The sequence below is a fragment of the Bosea sp. F3-2 genome (assembly GCF_008253865.1).
Classification (GTDB): Bacteria; Pseudomonadota; Alphaproteobacteria; order Rhizobiales; family Beijerinckiaceae; genus Allobosea.
Genome location: NZ_CP042331.1, coordinates 1,601,469 through 1,621,341 on the forward strand (window position 1 = coordinate 1,601,469; position 19,873 = coordinate 1,621,341).

Genomic DNA, 19,873 nt, shown 5'->3' on the forward strand with positions numbered 1-19,873 from the left:
ATCCGTCAGCGGAAAGTCGCCCGGCCCAGCTTCGGACTTTTGACCCAGCGCCCGCTCGACATAGGCGGAAAGACGTTCCGGCGTGACGCCCACACGAAGTTCGAAGTGATCGACCGCAAGAAGATAGCGCAGCAACGCCGGGTCGGGTGGACGAACCTCGACAACCCGTTCGGTCGGCGGGCGGCGCTTGCGCGGCGGCATATAGAGAAGCGAAGAGGCAAGCGGCAGCACTTCGAGTTGGAGGCGAGCCCGCGCGCCTATATCCTCCGCCGCGTCGATCTGCGACGTACCCAGCGCGCAGAAGACGATCCGTGCTGACGGTGGCCATGCGGTCGCTGAACCGCACCACATTGGTCATGCGTCGCTCGATGCGGAAGGTCGTCGTCTCGATGTCGTGAACATGATCATCGATGGCGGCGAATACACGGACCGTGTCGCGAAGGTCGGTGATGATCGTCTCGCGGGCAGCGACGGTGTCGCGTGCGATGCCGCCCAACTTCCAGCCCTCGGCGATCGCCTCGAGCGCCTGTTCATCCTCCAGCAGCTTCTCGCCGGTTTCGAGGATCAGACCACGGAAGCGATAGGGGCTCTCACGCGCGTGAAGGTTGCGGTAGTCTTGGACGACCTCGGCCTCGATGAAGTCAGTCACGAAACGGTGGACAAGCGCGGTGGCGGTGGGTTGCGCCATAATCAACGCCTCGACACGGCGCATCGTGCCCGCGACCGTACGTAGATGGTTCATGAAGCCGCGCGCTGCGAGCGCTGCCTCGCGCACGTTCAGCGCCTTAGCGAGCGGATCGTCTTCAACCGACTGAAGAAGCGTCAGGACATTGAGAACCGCGCCGCCATAGGAGCGGACACGGCCGTTCCGGATATCAAGCAATGTGTGCAGAACCAGTCGTGCCGAAGGATCGAAATCGACGACGCGACGATAGCGATCGCGATATTCTACGAGCCAACCGGTCTCGATCAGGCGGTTATACGCGGCGATATAGGTCTGCCCGGCTGCCGCCTGGGTGCCGCCATCAGACAACGCCTCCGCTACGGTAGCCCGACCGGCGCGGTCGATGAATTCTTCGATCGCCGCGAAAACGCGCTTACGCGTGGCGATCTCACCTGACTGCCCAAAGGGATCTTCGGCCATATGCGTCAGTAAATCGGCAAAGAAATAACGAGCGCTACCGGTGAAGACGCGGAATAACCCCGACGGTACTGAACCGAAGAGATAAGCCTCCCGCGCCTCGTCCATTTATCCCCCTCTCGGTGCCGATCCGACAACATCCCGAAACAACACGATCTCTCGCTTGGTCGGCAGTGAGAGCATACACCCCGAACCGCGCGCCCGACGCGCGTTCTCTAAATGTTCCATCGACGAGTGAGAGAGTCAATTCACAAGGCGACCGAACCGACCTCGGCCGATTGTTCAGTCCATCCACTCGATCCTTACTTCACCGGCCAGGAGTGCGGCAGCACGGGCAAGATGTTTCAGGACAGGTCGGCGACTCGACTTCTGAAAGAATCGGCCAGTGCGTGCCTGCCTGTCCAGTTGCGTCAGTGACAGATGCCTCGATGCCGCTCTTGAGCGAATCGTGTCGAGGGCGGGCACATCGAACGCTACGAGCCGCGCTCTTCGCCGAGCTGCACTCACGTGCCTTGCCTTGCTCACGATCTGCGACACGCGCAAGCCGGGAAAAAGCACCAGTAGTTCCGACCGGGATGCATTTCTCTCACAGGCTGCGATGAGACGTCTGACTTCGACAGTCGTCCAGACATGACGACAACGGACAATACCAAGAGATCTGGCACGATGCTTCAGCGCGGAAAGCGTGCGATGCGGCAGTTGCGCCTGAAGTCGCGGATAGGAGGGGTATTCCGCTCGAATTCGGTCATCCTCCTCAGCCGACCAGAGCAATGTTGCAGCAGGTCGCTTCCTGTCCTGCGCCTTAACCAAGTGAGACAAGCTCGTCATGCCAGCGCACCATAGGCCTGCCGCCAAGGATTTCTACCGCAAGCTGCAGCGCCCGCCAGTTCACATACCGCGGCGAGACGAAGTACCTTTTCGTGCCAAGACAGCGGTCCAAATCGGTCATCGACAAACGAAGATCGTAAGCGCGTTGGCGAATGGAATCGACCAGGAGCACACCGGTCGGCAGCGGAGCACGGCGGGGGCGGCGAAATCCGAGATGTGCAGCCTTGTGCCAGATTTGCTTGGAGGTCTTCCCGGGAAAAAGGCCAGTGAGCTGACCGATCGGCACCCCAGTCACATAGGGTTTCCGCAAGCGCATCGCGTGAGCGGAAGGTTGTAGCGGCGGTCAATACTCGCGCCGAAAATACGCTATTGCCGCCAATTCCCCTCTACTCCCACTCGATCGTCCCAGGCGGCTTCGAGGTCACGTCGTAGACGACGCGGTTGATGCCCTTGACCTCGTTGATGATCCGCGTGGCTGCACGGCCGAGGAAGTTCATGTCGAAGGGATAGAAATCCGCCGTCATGCCATCGACCGAGGTCACGGCGCGCAGCGCGCAGACATGATCGTAGGTGCGATAGTCGCCCATCACGCCGACGGTGCGGACCGGCAGCAGCACGGCGAAGGCCTGCCAGATCACGTCATAGAGGCCGGCCTTGCGGATCTCGTCGAGATAGATCGCATCGGCCTTGCGCAGGATGTCGAGCTTCTCCTTGGTGATCTCGCCGGGGCAGCGGATGGCGAGGCCCGGCCCCGGGAAGGGATGGCGGCCGACGAAGGCCTCGGGCAGGCCGAGCTCGCGGCCGAGCACGCGAACCTCGTCCTTGAACAGCTCACGCAGCGGCTCGACGAGCTTCATCTTCATGCGCTCGGGCAGGCCGCCGACATTGTGGTGGCTCTTGATCGTCACCGAGGGGCCACCGGAGAAGGACACGCTCTCGATCACGTCGGGATAGAGCGTGCCCTGCGCCAGGAAATCGGCGCCGCCGAGCTTGGCAGCTTCCGCATCGAAGACGTCGATGAAGAGCCGGCCGATGGTCTTGCGCTTGGCTTCCGGATCGGAGCCGCACTTGGCGAGCTCCGACAAGAAAAGCTCTTCGGCGTCAACGTGGACCAGTGGGATGTTGTAGTGGTCCCTGAAGAGGGTGACGACCTGCTCGGCCTCGCCCAGCCGCATCAGCCCGTGATCGACGAAGACGCAGGTGAGCTGGTCGCCGATCGCCTCATGGATCAGCACGGCCGCAACAGCCGAGTCGACGCCGCCGGAAAGACCGCAGATGACGCGGCCAGAGCCAACCTGCTCGCGGATCTTCTTCTGCATCTCGGCGCGGTAGGCCGACATGCTCCAATCCGGCTTGCAGCCGCAGATCTCGACGACGAAGTTGCGCAGCAGCTTGCCGCCATCGGGCGTATGGACCACCTCGGGATGGAACATCGTGGTGTAGAAGCGCCGCTCCTCGTCGCTCGCCACCGCGAAGGGCGCGTTCTCCGAGGTTGCCTTGACCGAGAAGCCCTGCGGCAGCTTGGTGACGCGGTCGCCATGGCTCATCCAGACCGGGTAGCGCGAGCCCTTCTCCCAGACGCCCTCGAACAGCGCCGACGGCGCGAGGATTTCGACATCGGCCCGGCCAAACTCGGCGGCGTGCCCGCCCTCGACGGTGCCGCCGAGCTGATGCGCCATGGTCTGCTGACCATAGCAGATGCCCATCAGCGGAATATTTGCCGTGAAGACCGCTTCAGGAGCGCGGGGGCTGCCCTCGTCCGGCACCGAAGCGGGGCCGCCGGAGAAGATCACGCCCTTCGGCTTCAGCCGCTCGAACGCCTCACCCGCCGACTGGAACGGGGCGATCTCGCAGTAGACGCCGATCTCGCGGATGCGCCGCGCGATCAGCTGCGTCACCTGCGAGCCGAAATCGATGATGAGGATGGAGTCGTGATGGGGCTGAGCGCTCGTCATCGCGTCCCGTTACTGGATCACGCGGGCGCGCGCAACGGCCGTAGCCGTCTCAATCCCCGCGCTGGAGGCAAGCCAGGTAGAAACCATCCGTTCCGGTGCGGCGCGGCGAGAGCTGCAGGCCGAACTCCGTGGCGAAGCGGGCGAGCAGGGAGAAGTCGCTTTCCGCGCCCTTGAGCACGTCGATCGGCGCGATCGGAGCGAAGCCGGGATGGCGGCCAAGGAAGGCGCGGATGGCCTCGTCATTTTCCTCGGGCAGCATGGAGCAGGTGATATAGGCAATGCGCCCGCCCGGCTTTACCAGCTTGGCGGCGCGGGCCAGCACCTCGGCCTGATCCTTGATCCGTTCGGCGAGCGCGCCGGGACGCACGCGCCATTTCGCATCGGGATTGCGCCGCCAGGTACCCGAGCCGGTGCAGGGCGCATCGACCAGCACGAGATCGGCCTGACCGGCGACATCCGCCAAAGGCTCATGGCCGCGCGAGCGCGGGATGCGCACCTCGACGATGCTCGCGCCCGAGCGCGCCACGCGGTCATGCAGTGGCGCGAGCCGGCGGCTGTCGAGATCGGTGGCGTAGAGGCTGCCGCGGTTCGCCATTAGCGCAGCGAGGGCCAGCGTCTTGCCCCCTGCCCCGGCGCAGAGATCGATGACTGTCTCGCCTGGCCGGGCGCCGGCGAGCAATGTCACCAGCTGCGAGCCTTCGTCCTGAACCTCGAAGGCACCGGCAAAGAAACCGGGCTCGGTCTGCAGCGAAGGGCCGCGGCCGTCATGGCCGGGCTGGAAGCGTAAGCCATCGGGCGACCATGCGCCGGTCTCCGGCTGATGGTGAGCGAGATCCTTGAGAACGGCGTCGCGGCCGGCCTTGAGGCGATTGACGCGCAAGTCGATCGGCGCGCGGGCGGCCAGCGCCTGCCCCTCCGCCATCGCCGCCTCGCCGAAGCCGCCGTGGAACGAAGGCCACAGCCATTCGGGCACGTCCGCCCGTACCCAATCAGGCGCCCCCTCGTCGGAAAAGGCGGTGAGAAGTGCAGTCTCATCGGCGCTGAGCGGCGCCGGAGCGTGATTCTCGCCCGAGAACAGCGCAGCGATCTCATCCAACGGCAGGCCACGCAGCCCAGCGAGCATGCCGAGAACGAGTGCGCGTGGCTCCTCGGAGGCCATGGCGTAGCCGGCAGACGCCTTGCGACGCAGCGCGTCATAGACGAGCGAGGCGATGGCCGCGCGGTCCTTCGAGCCGGCGAAGCGGCGCGACAGCCCCCAGTCCTTCAGCGCATCAGCCGCCGGGCGACGGCGCTCGATGATGTCCTGCAGCACCTCGATGGCGGCGCTGATCCGGGCGGCTGGCGTCATGATGCTTCAATCCTGGCGTGGGCGGCTCAAGCCCGGCGCCGCAAGGCGGTGAGTAAGGTGTGCTTCGACCCGTTCAAACATGACGCCGAGGCATGGTGGCCCATGCGGCATGCACTTGACGCGGTCGTTTCACAAGCGGAAAGACGATGCAACCGCATGTCGCGGCCGCCGGGATATCCACACATGAAAAGCGCCAGCCGCATCGTCATTCTGAGCCTTGTCGCCCTCGGCCTTGCCGCTTGCGCGACCCAGCCGCAGCCGGAATTCACACCGCCGCCCTCAAAGCGCCTCGACGCGAAGACCACGCTCGAAAATCGCCGCTGACGTCAGGCGGACACAGGATCGCCCGCGCGCCCTGACCGGCAGCGCGGGCTTTTTGTTGGCCGTCGCAAGGCGCGAGAGCTGATACCAGCGATCCCAAGCAATCTTTTCATGGAGCTGTCACATCACCCGACCTAAGTTCGCGCGTATTTCCGCGAGCCGGGGTCAAACCATGAAAAAGACGCTGCTTCTCTCGACATCGCTTCTCGCCGCGCTGGCCGTGCAGCCGCTCGCGGCCCTCGCCCAGCAGGCATCTACCTCCACCAGCAAGCCGCTGATCATCGCCCACCGCGGCGCCAGCGGCTACATGCCCGAGCACACGATCGAGGGCTACAAGCTCGCCATCGAGATGGGCGCGGATTTCATCGAGCCCGATCTGGTCTCGACCAAGGACGGTGTTCTGATCGTGCGGCACGAGCCGATGCTGAGCGGCACCACCGACATCGCCGACCGGCCGGAGTTCGCCAGTCGCAAGACGACGCGCAAGGTCGACGGCATCGACACCACCGACTGGTTCGCCAATGATTTCACCCTGGCCGAGATCAAGACCCTGCGCGCCAAGCAGGCTTTCGCCGATCGCGACCAGTCGCATAACGGCAAGTACCAGATCCCGGCCTTCCAGGAGGTGATCGACCTCGCCAAGGCGGAAAGCGCCCGCACCGGCCGCACCATCGGCATCTATCCGGAAACCAAACACCCGACCTATCACGCCGCGCTCGGCCTCGCCTTCGAGGACAAGCTCCTCGACATGCTCAAGGCCGCCGGCTGGACCGAGAAGACCTCGCCGGTGTTCATCCAGAGCTTCGAGACGGGAAACCTGAAATATCTGCGCAAGAAGACGCAGCTGCGCCTCGTCCAGCTCGTCGATGGCGACGGCGTCGACAAGGACGGCAAGGTCACGCTCGTGGCCCCCTTCGACCGCCCCTATGACTTCGCCGTGCTCGGCGACAAGCGCACCTTCCAGGACATGCTCTCGGCCGAAGGGCTCAAGGAGATCGCGACCTATGCCGACGGCGTCGGCCCCTGGAAGCCCTACATCATGGGCGCCAAGCAGACGATCGGCGCTGATGGCAAGCCGCAGGATCTCAACGGCGACGGCACCATCGACGAGCGCGACCGCACGCTGATCGCGCCGACGAACGTGGTCAAGGATGCCCATGCCGCCGGCCTCCTCGTCCACACCTGGACCTTCCGGAGCGAGCCGAAGCGGCTGGCCTCGGACTTCAAGGGCGACGCCGCGGCCGAGTACAAGGCCTTCTTCGCGCTCGGCATCGACGGCCTGTTCTCGGATTTCTCGGATCAGGCCGTGAAGGCGCGCGACGCGAAGTAAGGTTTCCCGCCATAGAGGGCACGGCGCATTTTCACGGAAACGCGGGTCATCCCGGGCTTGACCCGGGATCCATGCCGGAGCGCTTCCGACGAAGGTTCAGGCATGGATCCCGGATCTCCGCTTCGCTCCGTCCGGGATGACCCGCGTGTCCGTGAAAGATCTACAAACTCACGGAAAGCCCGCGGCGCCCAGCGCCGCGGGCCTTGGCCGTCAGCGGGCTTCGCGCCCGCTCCCTACAAATCAGATTGGTCAATCGCAGACGCGGGTCGTGCGCCGCACCACGCCGCGCGGTGTTTCCCGCTCGGTCGTAATCGTGCGGCAATCGTCGCCGCGGTAATAGTTGGCGCGTCGCCATTCGCGCTCGCGCATGCGCTCATAGCGCTCCTGACGCATCTCGCGATCGATCGCCCGCTCATGGGGCGTGCGGGGATCGACGCTCACGCCGCCCGGTCCGATGTTGATCGACTGAGCATAGGCGCCGCTGCTCGCCAGAAGAGCAACAGCTATGACAGGGACAAAACGATTCATGACGTACCCTCCGTTTGCGCCATCAACGCACCGGACAAGGACTCGTTCCGCAAAAGGTTCCATCTGCGGCTGAAGATGCTTAGCGATTCTTTGGGGATCGCCCCTCAAACGAAAAAGCGCGCCGGCAAGGCCGGCGCGCTTCCATCGCTCGATGAGCTGTTCTTTGTCAGTGCAGGATCTGGCTGAGGAAGAGCTTGGTGCGCTCGTGCTGCGGGTTCTTGAAGAACTCGTTCGGGGTGTTCATCTCGACGATCTGGCCGGCATCCATGAAGATGACGCGGTCGGCGACCTGGCGGGCGAAGCCCATCTCGTGGGTGACGCAGAGCATGGTCATGCCCTCCTCCGCCAGCGAGACCATGGTGTCGAGCACCTCCTTGACCATTTCGGGGTCGAGCGCCGAGGTCGGCTCGTCGAACAGCATGATCTTCGGGCTCATGCACAATGAGCGGGCGATCGCCACGCGCTGCTGCTGGCCGCCGGAGAGCTGGCCCGGGTACTTCGCCGCCTGCTCCGGGATCTTGACGCGCTTGAGGTAGTGCATCGCGATCTCCTCGGCGTCCTTCTTGGGCATCTTCCTCACCCAGATCGGCGCGAGCGTCAGATTCTCGAGAATCGTCAGATGCGGGAACAGGTTGAAGTGCTGGAAGACCATGCCGACGTCGCGGCGGATCTCGTCGATCTTCTTGAGGTCGTTGGTGAGCTCCGTCCCGTCGACGACGATCTGGCCCTTCTGGTGCTCCTCGAGCCGGTTGATGCAGCGGATCATCGTCGACTTGCCCGAGCCGGACGGGCCGCAGATGACGAGCTTCTCGCCGCGCGAGACCTTGAGGTTCACGTCGCGCAGGACATGGAACTCGCCGTACCACTTGTTCACCCCGATCATCTCGACGGCGGTGGCGGTGTTGAGCGAGGTCTGCTTAAGAGCCGCAGGCCGGGAGTCGGTCATCTTGGTTTCTGCCATTGCCATGGTCGTCATTCCTCTCAACGTTTTTGGCCGGCGGCGAGGCGCTTTTCGACAGCTACCGAGTAGCGCGACATTCCCCAGCAGCAAAGGAAATAGAAGATCGCGGCGAAGGCATAGCCGGTCGTCCGCGTGGTCGGCGTCGCCCAGGTCGGGTCGACGAGGGTCGCCTCGATCGTGCGCAGGAAGTCGAAGATGCCGACGATGGTGACCAGCGTCGTATCCTTGAACAACCCGATGAAGGTGTTGACGATGCCGGGGATCACGATCCGCAGCGCCTGCGGCAGGACGATCAGGCGCGTCATCTGCCAGTAGCCGAGGCCGAGCGACATCGCGCCTTCGTATTGGCCCTTGGGGATCGCCTGCAGGCCGCCGCGCACCACCTCCGCCATATAGGCGGCGGCGAAGAGCGCGACGCCGATCAGCGGCCTGAGCAACCGGTCCGGCGACCATTCCTGCGGCACGAAGAGCGGCAGCATGGTGTTGGCCATGAACAGCACGGTGATCAGCGGCACGCCGCGGACGAACTCGATGAAGATCACCGAGAGCAGCTGGATCGCCGGCAGCCTGGAACGGCGGCCGAGCGCCAGCAGCACGCCGAGCGGCAACGAGAACACGATGCCGACCGCAGAGACCAAGAAGGTCACCGTCATGCCGCCCCAAAGCCCGGTATCGACGCGGGGCAGCCCGACCCTGTCGGCCAGCAGGGCGAGCACACCGAAGACGACCAGCGCGATCAGGATCAGGCGCTTCGGCCGATAGAAGCGCTGCCAGACCGGCATCGCCTGCTCGACCGCCAGCTGTCCCTCGCCGATCCAGAACCCGATCAGTGACGGCACGAAGGACAGGACGAGATAGACCACCGCCAGCGCGAAGCTCACCAGGATCAGGAAGCGCAGCAAGCCTTCGGCCCGGTCACCGCCCAGCAGCAGGATGAAGGCGCTGGTCGGCAGAATGACGAAGAAGAAGAAGACGCCGATCTTCTTCATTGGCGCCTTGTTCCAGAGCAGCCAGACCACGCCCAGCGCGAACATCGCGAAGACGATGTTGACCCGCCAGCGCTCCGTCACCGGATAGGAGCCGTAGATGAAATACTGGAGGCGGTCGGCGATATAGGCCCAGCAGGCACCGACCGGCCGGCCGACCTTGTCGGCGAGGCAGGCGTCGCGGCTCGTGCCGGTCCAGACCGCGTCGAGGAAGTAGAACCGGATCAGCCCCGGCACCGCATCGACCACCAGGTAGAGGCAGAGCAGGGTCAGGATCGTATTGAGCGGGCTGGAGAACAGGTGAGCCCTGATCCAGGCCAAGGGGCCGGCCACGGAAAGCGGGGCAGGCTCCTGCTGCAGCGTCTCCTTGCGGACGAAGGCGTAGGGCGTGAGTTCGGTGGTTGCGTCGGTCATCGGTCTGCCCTCACCGTTCAACCAGCGCCATGCGCTTATTGTAGATGTTCATGAAGAACGATGTCACCAGCGAGATCGTCAGATAGACCGCCATGGTGATCGACACCATCTCGACCGCCTGCCCGGTCTGGTTCAGCACCGTACCCATGAAGACCTGGACGAGATCCGGATAGCCGATCGCCACCGCCAGCGAGGAGTTCTTGACGAGGTTGAGGTATTGCGAGGTCAGCGGCGGGATGATGACGCGCATCGCCTGCGGGATGACGACGAGCTTCAGCGTCGGGCCAGAGCGCAGGCCGAGCGCATGGGCCGCTTCGGACTGCCCCCTGGACACCGCCATGATGCCGGCACGCACGACCTCGGCGATGAAGCCGCCGGTATAGGTCGAGAGACCGATCAGCAGCGCCACGAACTCCGGAAAGATCTGCATGCCGCCGGTCAGGTTGAAGCGGCCCTGCTGCGGATAATCGAAGGAGAGCGGCCGGCCCGTGATGAAGAACACGAAAAGCGGCAGCCCGATGATCAGAGCGAGCGCGATCCAGCCGTTATGGTGCTGCTTGCCCGTCTGCATCTGCTGGCGCCGCGACCAGATGAAGAAGGCGATCGCCGCGGCGATGCCGACGATGAAGGCGATGACGACCGCCTCGAAGGCTGGCGCAAATTGCGGGCTCGGCAGGATGATGCCGCGATTGTTGAGATAGATGCTGCCAGGCAGCGCGATCGAGTTGCGGGCGTCCGGCAGAGGCTTCAGCACCGCGTTGTACCAGAAGAAGAGCTGGAGCAGCAGCGGGATGTTGCGGATGACCTCGACATAGATCATCGCCAGCTTGGAGACGATCCAGTTGTTCGATAGCCGCGCCACGCCGACGGTGAAGCCGATGATGGTGGCGAAGACGATGCCGAGGGCGGCAACGAGCAGCGTGTTGAGCAGGCCGACCAGGAAGGCCTGACCATAGGTCGAGCCACCCTGGGCCGAGAATGGGATCAGCTTCTGGTTGACGTCGAATCCGGCGGCGTTGTGCCAGAAGCCGAAGCCTGAGGCGATCTTCTGCGCACGCAGGTTCTCGATGGCGTTGGATGCCGCCGACCAGATCAGGAAGCCGACGATCGCCAGCAGAGCGATCTGATAGACATAGCCTCGGATCTTGGGGTCGTAAAACAACGACGCCTTGCCGGGTGATACCGTTTGGTCGGGAATGCTCGACACTTGTCACGCCCTTTTTGCTTCGCTTGTGGCGGCCGGTGATCCTGCGGCTGTGCGGTTGCGCCGAGGTCGTCTTGTTGTCCGTGCCGCGCTTTTTTTGTGAGCTTCTTGCCGGAAGGGCGCGCCATGCGAGCCCCGCCGTCGTTCACGAACCCGACGCGATACCGACGCCGATAGCTGCCGCGCTGGCGGCAGTGATGCTCTCTGTCTTCATGCCGTTCCCCTGTTCGGAGCAGGTTTGTCCCGCTCTCCCCGATTGAACAAATCTTGAGCAGCAAATGCCGACACGGCAAGCCCTGCTGAAGCAAAATCCCGAGCAGCAATTCCCGGACCAACCGCGCCTGCTGCCGTCCGGCGCTGGTCTGGAATCTCTGCGCGCCCGAAACCGCGTCGTCAACGAACAATCCCGTTAACGCATTGCGGCGCTTCGCAATCCGTTGGATTGCCCTGATCCGGAGCTGATACACGAACGCCGCGAAACGCTTCGAGAGCGGCTCGCGGCGGGGTGCGGCCGCTTCAGGCCGTAAGACAAACGAGGCGCCGGTCTACCCGGCGCCCCGTGAATGCATCAGCGAACCGGCGGAGCGTACTGCAGGCCACCCTTGGTCCAGAGCGCGTTCTGACCGCGGGCGATCTTGAGCAGCGAGCCCTGGCCGACGTTGCGCTCGAACGATTCGCCATAATTGCCGACGAGCTTGACGATGCGCACGACCCAGTCCGGCGTCAGGCCGACCTGCTCGCCGAACTTGCCCTCGGTGCCGAGCAGGCGCTTGATCTCCGGGTTGTCGGCCTTGAGCTGCTGGTCGACATTCGCCTGGGTGACGCCGAGCTCTTCGGCGTTCAGCATGGCGAAGTGGACCCACTTCACCAGATTGAACCACTGCGGGTCGTTATTGCGGACGGACGGGCCGAGCGGCTCCTTGGAGATGATCTCCGGCAGGACGAGGTGGTCGTCCGGGTTGGTGAGCTTCAGGCGCTCGGCATAGAGGCCCGAGGCGTCGGTGGTGAAGGCGTCGCAGCGGCCGGCGTCATAGGCCTTGACCGTCTCGTCGGAGGTCGCGAAGGCCACGACCTCGTATTTCAGGTTGTTGGCGCGGAAGTAGTCGGCGAGGTTGAGCTCGGTGGTGGTGCCCTGCTGGGTGCAGACCGAAGCGCCCGAGAGCTGCAGGGCCGAATTCACGCCGAGCTTCTTGCGGACCATGAAGCCCTGGCCGTCATAGTAGTTGACGCCGGTGAAGAGCAGGCCGAGCGAGGCGTCGCGCGTCATCGTCCAGGTTGAGTTGCGCACCAGCACGTCAATCTCGCCCGACTGGAGCGCCGTGAAGCGGTCCTTGGCCGAAAGCGGGATGAACTTCACTTTGTTCGGGTCGTTGAAGATCGTCGCCGCGATCGCGCGGCAGAGATCGACGTCGAGCCCCTTCCAATTGCCCTGCGCATCCGGCACGCCAAAGCCGGCAAGGCCAGTGTTCGAGCCGCAATTCAGGATACCGCGTTGCTTGACCTGCGCGAGCGTCGCCTGGGCCGAAGCCGCAGTTGCGGAAATCGCCAGGCCGATTCCTGCCGCAAGGGCGGCTGCTACAAACTTTTTCATCGGTACTCTCCCATTGAAGCCACGTTTCCGGCTTGCGCCGAACGCCATCCCGGTCTCGCCGCTGGCAGCATTTTCGCTGCTCGATTAGCCTTACGTTTGGTGCGGCGCCCCCGTTGCGGCGTCGATTGCCAGAGCGACCCATGAGCGTCAAGCAACCGCCATCCGCCCTCGGCGCCCCTTGTTCACCGCATACATCACATGCGAGTTTGTGGGGTGTGGTCAAGCCCGACTGCGTCTTCTTGCCTTCGAGACCTGCCATTTCCATGAAAAAGCTGTCTTCGCCTGAATTTGCGCGCCTCGGCGAGCGGACGCGCCTCGTGCTGGCCGGGCGCGACCCCGACGATAGCTACGGCTTTGTCAATCCGCCTATCGTACGAGGCTCGACGGTCGTCTACCCGAACACCGAGGACTTCCTGGTCCGCAAGGCGCGCTACACCTATGGCACGGACGGCAACCCGACGCTCGACGCGCTGATGGCGGCGGCCAATACAATCGAGGGCGGAGCCGGCGTGGTCGTCACGCCGTCGGGACTGATGGCCTGCACGCTCGCCTTCCTGACCATGCTCTCCGCCGGCGACCATGTGCTGGTGACGGACAGCGTCTACCGTCCGACGCGCATTTTCTGCGATACCTTCCTGAAGCGGATGGGGGTCGAGATCACCTATTACGACCCGCTGATCGGCGGCGACGTCGCCAAGCTGTTCAAGCCGAACACCAAGGCTGTCTGGACCGAGGCGCCTGGTTCCCAGACCTTCGAGATGCAGGACATCCCGGCCATCGTCGCGGCGGCGCATGAACGCGACATCCTGGTCGCGATCGACAACACCTGGGCGACGCCGCTGTTCTTCGATGCCCACAAGTTCGGCGTCGACTACTCGGTGCAGGCCGGCACCAAATACTACGCCGCTCATTCCGACGTGCTGATCGGCACCATCTCGGCGCGCACGCCGGAACTGTTCAAGAAGCTGCGCGCGGCCTGGAATCAGCTCGGGCTGATCGTCGCGCCGGAAGACGCCTTCCTGACGCTGCGCGGCATGCGGACCATGGCTATCAGACTCAAGGAACAGATGCCCGCGGGCATCGCCATGGCCGAATGGCTGCGCGAACGCCCCGAGGTCGCCCGTGTCCTCCACCCCGCCCTTCCGGGCGCGCCGGGGCACGAGATCTGGAAGCGCGACTTCACCGGCGCCTCCTCGCTCTTCACGATCGAGCTGAAGCCCGTCTCGATGAAGGCGGTCGGCGCGATGCTCGACGGGCTGACCCTCTTCGGCATCGGCGCCTCCTGGGGTGGCTATGAGAGCCTCGTCCTGCCCTTCGACTGCAAGGACTACCGCACGGCGACCAAGCCCGATTTCAAGGGGCCGACGGTCCGCCTCCATATTGGCCTCGAAGATATCGAGGACCTGAAAGCCGATCTCGACGCCGGCTTCGCGCGACTGCGTGCGGCAAGCTGAGTGCCGACCGCGGAACGGGAGCCTCCTCGCCGTCATTCTCGGGCGAAGCCCTCGGGTCCGACCTTCGGTCGGCCCAAGGATAAACTCCGCGCAGACCCGAGAATCTCTTGCAGGAGATGCTCGGGTCGAGCCCGAGCCTGACGCCCGGGGAGAGGAGCCTCAGAGCCGGCCGATCTCGAAGTCGCGCCCGAGCAGCTTGGCAAGCTGCTTGAGCCGGCCCTCGACGCGCTCGCTCGCCAGGGAAGCGAGGTCTTCCGGAAAGCGCAGGAGCAGGCGATTGTCGACGCAGGTCGCCGGGATGCGCGGCAGGATGCCGGCCATGCCGGCTGACAAGAGATAGGCAACGCGGAAGATCGCGGCGATCAACACCGCACGCGCCAGCAGCGCCGGCGGCAGCAATGTCTTCAGGCCTTCCGCCGCCGGGGAACTCGCCTTAAGCCCGGCATAGCGATGGAAGATCGTCATCGCCAGGAAGGCGCGCCCGAGATGGTCGATGCCGGTGAAATAGGCATGGGCAATGACGTTCATGCTCTGCTCGCCGCGATAGTCCGGATGGGCACGCCAGCCGATGTCGGAGAGCAGGCAGACGGTCTCGATCAGACGGCCTGAGGGCTCGTCCTGCGCAAGCCCTGCCGTTTCGAGAATTCCACCCGTCCAGGCGATGAGGTCAGCGGCGTGACGCGGGTCGCGGGCGCGCAGGAGATTGTAGTCGCGCGCCGCCTGCAGCAGCGGGTCGGCGGTCTGTTCCTCCGGCGAGAGCTGCTCATGCAGGAGCCCCTCGCGCACGCCCTGTGCCGAGATGATGATGTTGCGCGGCTTGCCGCGCTTGATCAGTTCGTCGAGCACCAGCGCCCCATAGGCGAGCAGCGGCCGGCGCGCCGAGGAGACCGAATCGATGGCGTCGAGCACCGATGCATCGGCCCGCTCGACCAGCTTGACGAAATCGACCGCATCCTTGGGCGGGATGGTGTAGCCATGCATGACGTTGAGCGGGTAGCTCGCGCGACGCTGATGGAGCGTCGCAAGCGCGCGCCAGGTGCCGCCGACGGCGAAGAAATCCCGGCCCTTCATCGCGGCGAGCTGCGGCAGCTTATCGAGCTCGTCCTTCACGATCTTCTCGGCCGCCCGGATCGAGCCCTTCGAGCGATCGAGCAGGGCAAGACCGCCGAGGGGGACGCTGGCACCCTTCCCTACTGCGCCGTTCTTCACAGAAATCAGCTCCAGGCTGCCGCCGCCGAGATCGCCCACGACACCGTTGGGAGAATCGAAACCGGAGATCACGCCAAGGCCCGAGAGAATCGCCTCACGGCCGCCGGAAATCAGCTCGATCGGCTGGCCGATCGCCTCCTCCGCGCGGGCGATGAAGTCCGGCCCGTTCTCGGCGTAACGCGCAGCCGCGGTGGCGATGACGCGGAGTTCGCCGACATGCATCGCCTCGCAGAGGATGCGGAAGCGCACGAGAGCCTGGATCGCCTTCTCGATGGCGTCCCCCGCCAGCCGGCCGGTCGTGGCGACCTGCCGGCCGAGACCAGCCATCTCCTTCTCGTTGAAGACCTGCGACGGCGCCCGGGCCAGCATCTCGTAGACGACGAGACGCACGGAGTTCGAGCCGATATCGACGATGGCGATGGTGTCGGCGAGCGCGAGCCGCCCCGGCGCGTGCCTCAGCTCAGGCTTTACGGCCTCCCCGGCGCGTAAGGGAGCGAGGACTTGAATTGGAGAGAGATTTTCCACGTCCGGACAGGCTCGGGTTTGTCATGAAGTACTTATGCGCGTTGAACGGCTCTTCGTTCGGCGCGAGGACAATGCGGCGCGAGCCGCCATCGGGCAATATCGTCCAGCTCTGCTCGTTGTCGAGCAGGTTGGCCAACATGATCTGATCGAGCAGCTGCTGATGCACGGTCGGATTGAGGATCGGCGTCAGCGCCTCGACGCGCCGGTCGAGATTGCGCGGCATCAGGTCGGCCGAGGAGATGTAGACCTTGGCCTTGGGCGAAGGCATGCCGTGGCCGGCCCCGAAGGCATAGACGCGGGTGTGCTCGAGGAAGCGCCCGATGATCGACTTGACGCGAATGTTCTCCGACAGGCCGGGCAGGCCCGGCCGCAGGCAGCAGATGCCGCGCACGACGAAGTCGATCTCGACGCCGGCCTGACTGGCGTCATAGAGCGCGTCGATGATCTCGGGATCGACCAGCGAATTGCACTTGCCCCAGATCGCGCCCTTGCGGCCGGCCTTCACATGGGCGACCTCCTCGGCGATGTCGTCGAGCAGGCGCTGCTTGAGGCTTGTCGGCGAGACGGCCATGCGTTCCAGCCCGGCCGGCTCGGCATAGCCGGTGATGAAATTGAAGACACGGGCGACATCCTGCGACAGCACCGGGTCGGCGGTGAAGAAGGAGACGTCGGTATAGATGCGGGCCGTGATCGGGTGGTAGTTGCCGGTCGCGATGTGGCAGTAGCTGACGAGCTGGCCGGCTTCGCGCCGCACGACCAGCGAGAGCTTGGCGTGGGTCTTGAGCTCGATGAAGCCGTAGACGACCTGGACGCCGGCGCGCTCCATCTCCTTCGCCCAGCGGATGTTCGCCTCTTCATCGAAGCGCGCCTTGAGCTCGACCAGGGCGGTGACGGATTTGCCGGCCTCCGCGGCTTCCGTCAGCGCCTTGACGATCGGCGAATTGGCCGAAGTGCGGTAGAGCGTCTGCTTGATCGCGACGACGTTGGGATCGCGCGCCGCCTGCTGCAGAAACTGCACGACGACGTCGAAGCTTTCATAAGGGTGGTGGACGAGCAGATCCTTCTGGCGGATCGCAGCGAGGCAGTCGCCGCCATGCTCACGGATGCGCTCGGGGAAGCGAGCGTTGTAGGGCTTGAACTTCAGGTCCGGCCGGTCGACGCCGACAAGCTGGGAGAGCTCGTTCAGGCCGATCATGCCGTTGACCTCGACGACCTCGTCGCTGTCGACCTTGAGCTCGCGCACGATCAGCCGGCGCAGGTGGTCGGGCATGCCGGTCGAGAGTTCGAGCCGGATCACGACGCCGAGGCGGCGCTGCTTCAGCATGGTCTCGAAGACCCGGACGAGATCCTCCGCCTCCTCCTCGATGTCGAGATCGGAATCGCGGATGACGCGGAAGGAGCCAGTACCCTTGACCTCGTAGCCGGGGAAGAGCTTGCCGATGAAGAGCGAGACCGCATCTTCGAGTGTAATGAAGCGGTGCAGCCCCTCGCGGGCCAGATCGGGCAGCTCGATGAAGCGGTCGATCTTGACCGGCACGCGGATCAGCGCGTCGAGCTGGCGCCCGTCGCTCTTGCGCTCCAGCGCCAGCGCGATGGTGAAGCCGAGATTGGGGATGAAGGGGAACGGGTGCGCCGGGTCGATCGCCAGCGGCGTCAGCACCGGGAAGACGTAGTTGAGAAAGTAGTCCTCCAGCCAGATCCGGTCCTGCGAGCCGATATCACCCGGCTGCAGCAGGTGGATGCGATTCCCGTGCAGATCGTGGCGAAGTTCCGCCCAGCGCGCCTGCTGGTCGTCGGTCAGAGCCATGACCGCCTGGCCGATCGCGACGAGCTGCTCGGCCGGGGTGAGGCCGTCCTGGCTCGGCGTGGTCACGCCGGCCTTGAGCTGCTCGCGCAGGCCGGAGACACGGACCATGAAGAATTCGTCGAGATTGTTCGCCGAGATCGAAAGGAAGCGCAGCTGCTCCAGCAGCGGGTGGCTGCGGTTCGAGGCCTCCTCCATGACACGACGGTTGAACTGCAGCCAGGACAGCTCGCGGTTCATGAAGCGCTCGGGCTGCTGGCGCAGCGGCGCCGCTTCGGCCTCGCTGGAGAGCCTCTCCGGCTCGTCGATCACGGCTTCGAGAGTCATGCGCTTCACCCGTGTCCTGATCGTCTTTTCGGTCATGGCGCCGTTGAAGCCATTCTAGCGTGACAGTTCGATGACGGGCGAGATGATTTCGCATGACGGCATGGCCGCTCTGCAAGCGCATTCTCTTTAGCCGGGCTCATCCGGAAACCATTCCGACAGCACTTCCTGCACCAGCGGGCGCGTGACGCGCCGGCCACGCTCCAGCGCGACGCGATCAAGACGGTCGACCACCTGCCGCGCGGCGGCGAAGGAGCGCTCCATCCGTAGCGCCAGCGCCTCGATGACCGCCGTGTCGACGACGAGCTGGCGGTCGATGAAGAGCTTGACGAGCAGCGCACGCAGCAGCCCGTCATCGGGCGGCTCGATCGTGGCGCCCGGCGCGAGCCGCAGCCGCGACAGCAGGTCCGGCACGCGCAAGCCCCAGCGATCGGGCTCGGTGCGCGCCGTCAGCAGCAGATGCCCACCGCGGGCCTTCATCGCGTTCATCAGGTGAAAGAGCGCGGCCTCGTCGAGCGGACCGGCGTCGCAATCCTCGACGACAAGGGCGCCGCCGGAGACAAGGTGTGGGACCTTCGCCTCGGTCAGCTCCGTGGCTCGAATCGTCCAGGCATGGGCAGCGCGGGCCCAGATCGCGGCGAGATGGGTCTTGCCGGCGCCTTCCGGCCCCGTGAGACGCAGCCAGGCGTCGGGCCATTGCGGCCAGCGCTCGACCAGACCGTAGGCGGCCTCGTTGGACGGGCCGACCAGGAAATCCTCGACGCCATGGCGGCTGTCGACCGGCAGGTCGAAAGCGAGCTGGCGCGGGCGCGGTGGAATTTCGGACATGACGTATTTCAGAGTTCGGCGTCGGCGCTCGGCTTGGCTCGGGCCGCACGCTTGGTACCCACACCGTGGTAGAGGTTGCTGGCGAGATATTGCCGCAGCGCGAAGCGGCAGAGCACGCCGATCACCGCCGCAAGCGGCACCGCCAGCAGCAGGCCGACGAAGCCGAACAGCGAGCCGAAGGCGAGCAGCGCGAACATCAGCCAGACCGGATGCACGCCGATCGAGTCACCGACGAATTTCGGCTGGAAGATGTTTCCTTCAAGGAACTGGCCGGCGAGGAAGACGCCGAGCGTCGCGAGCGGCCAGGTCCAGTCCGGCCAGAACTGCACGATCGCCACGCCAACCGAGAGCACGAGCCCGGTCAGCGAGCCGACATAGGGGATAAAGGAGAGGAAGCCCGAGATGATGCCGATCAGCGCGCCGAAATTGACGCCGATGATGCTCAGCCCAATCGCGTAGAAGGTGCCCAGCAGCAGGCAGACGAGCGCCTGGCCGCGCAGGAAGCCGGCGATGGCCATGTCCATCTCATGCAGCAGGCCGCGAATGGTGTCGCGATGATCGAGCGGCAGCCAGCTGTCGACGGTCGCGACCATCCGGTCCCAGTCGACCAGCAGGTAGAAGGCGATGACCGGCGTCAGAACCAAGAGCGAGAACACGCCGACGATGGCGGTGCCGCCGCTCCAGAGCGATTGCAGCAGGCCGCCGACCCATTTGGTCGCCTCGCCGACGAGGTTTCCGAGCGAGTTCTGCGCTTCCTGCTGCAGGTTTCCGGCTCCCAGGCGCTCGAGCCAGGGGAAGCCCTTCTCCATTACCAGCGCCTGCAACTTGGCCGCATCGGAAGGCAGGCGGTCGACGAGCCCGGCGAGCTGCCGGCCGAGCAGCGGCGCCAGCAGCACCAGCGCGATCACGAAGATGATGAGGAAGACGACAAGGATGACGATAGTCGCGGTCAGCCGGTTCATGCCCATCCGCTCCAGCCTGTCGGCCAGCGGGTCGAGCAGATAGGCGAGCGCCAGTGCCGCGATGAAAGGCAGCAGGATATCGCGCAAAAGCACGAGCAGGAGGATGAAGACCAGGAGGGAGCCCAGCCAAAAGCCGATCTGGCGCTGCAACGTCATCGAT

Annotated in this window: 14 protein-coding genes and 2 pseudogenes; 3 read left to right on the forward strand and 13 right to left on the reverse strand. The window is 64.8% G+C overall.

The features are described 5' to 3' along the window. Positions 1-30 precede the first annotated feature (30 nt). The 4 genes and pseudogenes from FQV39_RS34105 to FQV39_RS07445 form a co-directional block, all read right to left on the reverse strand. A pseudogene (locus FQV39_RS34105) lies at positions 31-351 on the reverse strand (Wadjet anti-phage system protein JetA family protein); the annotation flags it as partial. After that, positions 341-1,249 (reverse strand): annotated as a pseudogene (locus tag FQV39_RS07435) (Wadjet anti-phage system protein JetA family protein); the annotation flags it as partial. The pseudogenes FQV39_RS07435 and FQV39_RS34105, both read right to left, overlap by 11 nt. Before the next feature lie 1,106 nt (positions 1,250-2,355). Next, positions 2,356-3,924, reverse strand: a complete 1,569-nt coding sequence (gene guaA / locus FQV39_RS07440) for a glutamine-hydrolyzing GMP synthase (RefSeq protein ID WP_149129710.1) — start codon at positions 3,922-3,924, stop codon at positions 2,356-2,358. 49 nt (positions 3,925-3,973) lie between these two features. Continuing rightward, on the reverse strand, positions 3,974-5,272 hold the full coding sequence (locus FQV39_RS07445; protein ID WP_149129711.1) for an RsmB/NOP family class I SAM-dependent RNA methyltransferase: 1,299 nt from the start codon (positions 5,270-5,272) through the stop codon (positions 3,974-3,976). A 183-nt stretch (positions 5,273-5,455) separates the two neighbouring features. Here FQV39_RS07445 and FQV39_RS33080 point away from each other — a divergent pair, with 183 nt between their 5' ends. Together FQV39_RS33080 and FQV39_RS07450 are read left to right on the forward strand one after the other, a co-directional pair. After that, positions 5,456-5,596, forward strand: coding sequence for a hypothetical protein (locus FQV39_RS33080; RefSeq protein WP_187640200.1), 141 nt, complete (start codon positions 5,456-5,458; stop codon positions 5,594-5,596). A 169-nt stretch (positions 5,597-5,765) separates the two neighbouring features. Continuing rightward, entirely contained in the window at positions 5,766-6,923 is a 1,158-nt protein-coding gene (locus tag FQV39_RS07450; RefSeq protein WP_187640201.1) for a glycerophosphodiester phosphodiesterase, read from the forward strand. A gap of 249 nt (positions 6,924-7,172) precedes the next feature. Here FQV39_RS07450 and FQV39_RS07455 read toward each other — a convergent pair whose 3' ends face one another. The 5 genes from FQV39_RS07455 to FQV39_RS07475 form a co-directional block, all read right to left on the reverse strand. Beyond that, a complete protein-coding gene (locus tag FQV39_RS07455) occupies positions 7,173-7,451 on the reverse strand; it encodes a PepSY domain-containing protein (protein ID WP_149129712.1) in 279 nt (92 codons plus the stop codon). Positions 7,452-7,617: 166 nt separating this feature from the next. Beyond that, entirely contained in the window at positions 7,618-8,334 is a 717-nt protein-coding gene (locus FQV39_RS07460; RefSeq protein ID WP_187640311.1) for an amino acid ABC transporter ATP-binding protein, read from the reverse strand. Positions 8,335-8,432: 98 nt separating this feature from the next. Then, positions 8,433-9,812, reverse strand: a complete 1,380-nt coding sequence (locus tag FQV39_RS07465; protein WP_149129713.1) for an amino acid ABC transporter permease — start codon at positions 9,810-9,812, stop codon at positions 8,433-8,435. A 10-nt stretch (positions 9,813-9,822) separates the two neighbouring features. Beyond that, entirely contained in the window at positions 9,823-11,019 is a 1,197-nt protein-coding gene (locus FQV39_RS07470) for an amino acid ABC transporter permease (protein WP_248313284.1), read from the reverse strand. A 565-nt stretch (positions 11,020-11,584) separates the two neighbouring features. Then, positions 11,585-12,607 carry an amino acid ABC transporter substrate-binding protein gene (locus FQV39_RS07475; RefSeq protein ID WP_149129714.1) on the reverse strand — a complete coding sequence of 341 codons (1,023 nt, stop codon included), beginning with the start codon at positions 12,605-12,607 and terminating at the stop codon, positions 11,585-11,587. Between the two features lie 263 nt (positions 12,608-12,870). Here FQV39_RS07475 and metC point away from each other — a divergent pair, with 263 nt between their 5' ends. Then, on the forward strand, positions 12,871-14,061 hold the full coding sequence (gene metC, locus FQV39_RS07480; protein WP_149129715.1) for a cystathionine beta-lyase: 1,191 nt from the start codon (positions 12,871-12,873) through the stop codon (positions 14,059-14,061). Between the two features lie 159 nt (positions 14,062-14,220). On the opposite strand, the gene ppx is transcribed toward metC, so the two are convergent. The 4 genes from ppx to FQV39_RS07500 form a co-directional block, all read right to left on the reverse strand. Further along, entirely contained in the window at positions 14,221-15,795 is a 1,575-nt protein-coding gene (gene ppx / locus FQV39_RS07485; RefSeq protein ID WP_282570269.1) for an exopolyphosphatase, read from the reverse strand. Further along, positions 15,731-17,926, reverse strand: coding sequence for an RNA degradosome polyphosphate kinase (locus tag FQV39_RS07490; protein ID WP_187640202.1), 2,196 nt, complete (start codon positions 17,924-17,926; stop codon positions 15,731-15,733). The genes ppx and FQV39_RS07490 overlap by 65 nt, the downstream gene beginning before the upstream one ends. A gap of 126 nt (positions 17,927-18,052) precedes the next feature. Further along, positions 18,053-18,751, reverse strand: coding sequence for an HdaA/DnaA family protein (locus FQV39_RS07495; protein ID WP_149129717.1), 699 nt, complete (start codon positions 18,749-18,751; stop codon positions 18,053-18,055). An 8-nt stretch (positions 18,752-18,759) separates the two neighbouring features. Continuing rightward, positions 18,760-19,869 (reverse strand): AI-2E family transporter, encoded by a 1,110-nt coding sequence (locus tag FQV39_RS07500; RefSeq protein ID WP_149129718.1) that lies wholly within the window; start codon positions 19,867-19,869, stop codon positions 18,760-18,762. Positions 19,870-19,873 lie beyond the last annotated feature (4 nt).

Excerpts from the sequence above, each read along its gene's own strand:
- FQV39_RS07475 (WP_149129714.1), bottom strand. The coding sequence starts at position 12,607 with ATGAAAAAGTTTGTAGCAGCCGCCCTTGCGGCAGGAATCGGCCTGGCG.
- FQV39_RS07450 (WP_187640201.1), top strand. The coding sequence starts at position 5,766 with ATGAAAAAGACGCTGCTTCTCTCGACATCGCTTCTCGCCGCGCTGGCC.
- FQV39_RS07465 (WP_149129713.1), bottom strand. The coding sequence starts at position 9,812 with ATGACCGACGCAACCACCGAACTCACGCCCTACGCCTTCGTCCGCAAG.
- FQV39_RS07460 (WP_187640311.1), bottom strand. The coding sequence starts at position 8,334 with ATGATCGGGGTGAACAAGTGGTACGGCGAGTTCCATGTCCTGCGCGAC.
- guaA (WP_149129710.1), bottom strand. The coding sequence starts at position 3,924 with ATGACGAGCGCTCAGCCCCATCACGACTCCATCCTCATCATCGATTTC.
- FQV39_RS33080 (WP_187640200.1), top strand. The coding sequence starts at position 5,456 with ATGAAAAGCGCCAGCCGCATCGTCATTCTGAGCCTTGTCGCCCTCGGC.
- metC (WP_149129715.1), top strand. The coding sequence starts at position 12,871 with ATGAAAAAGCTGTCTTCGCCTGAATTTGCGCGCCTCGGCGAGCGGACG.
- FQV39_RS07455 (WP_149129712.1), bottom strand. The coding sequence starts at position 7,451 with ATGAATCGTTTTGTCCCTGTCATAGCTGTTGCTCTTCTGGCGAGCAGC.
- FQV39_RS07445 (WP_149129711.1), bottom strand. The coding sequence starts at position 5,272 with ATGACGCCAGCCGCCCGGATCAGCGCCGCCATCGAGGTGCTGCAGGAC.
- FQV39_RS07495 (WP_149129717.1), bottom strand. The coding sequence starts at position 18,751 with ATGTCCGAAATTCCACCGCGCCCGCGCCAGCTCGCTTTCGACCTGCCG.
- FQV39_RS07490 (WP_187640202.1), bottom strand. The coding sequence starts at position 17,926 with ATGACTCTCGAAGCCGTGATCGACGAGCCGGAGAGGCTCTCCAGCGAG.
- FQV39_RS07500 (WP_149129718.1), bottom strand. The coding sequence starts at position 19,869 with ATGACGTTGCAGCGCCAGATCGGCTTTTGGCTGGGCTCCCTCCTGGTC.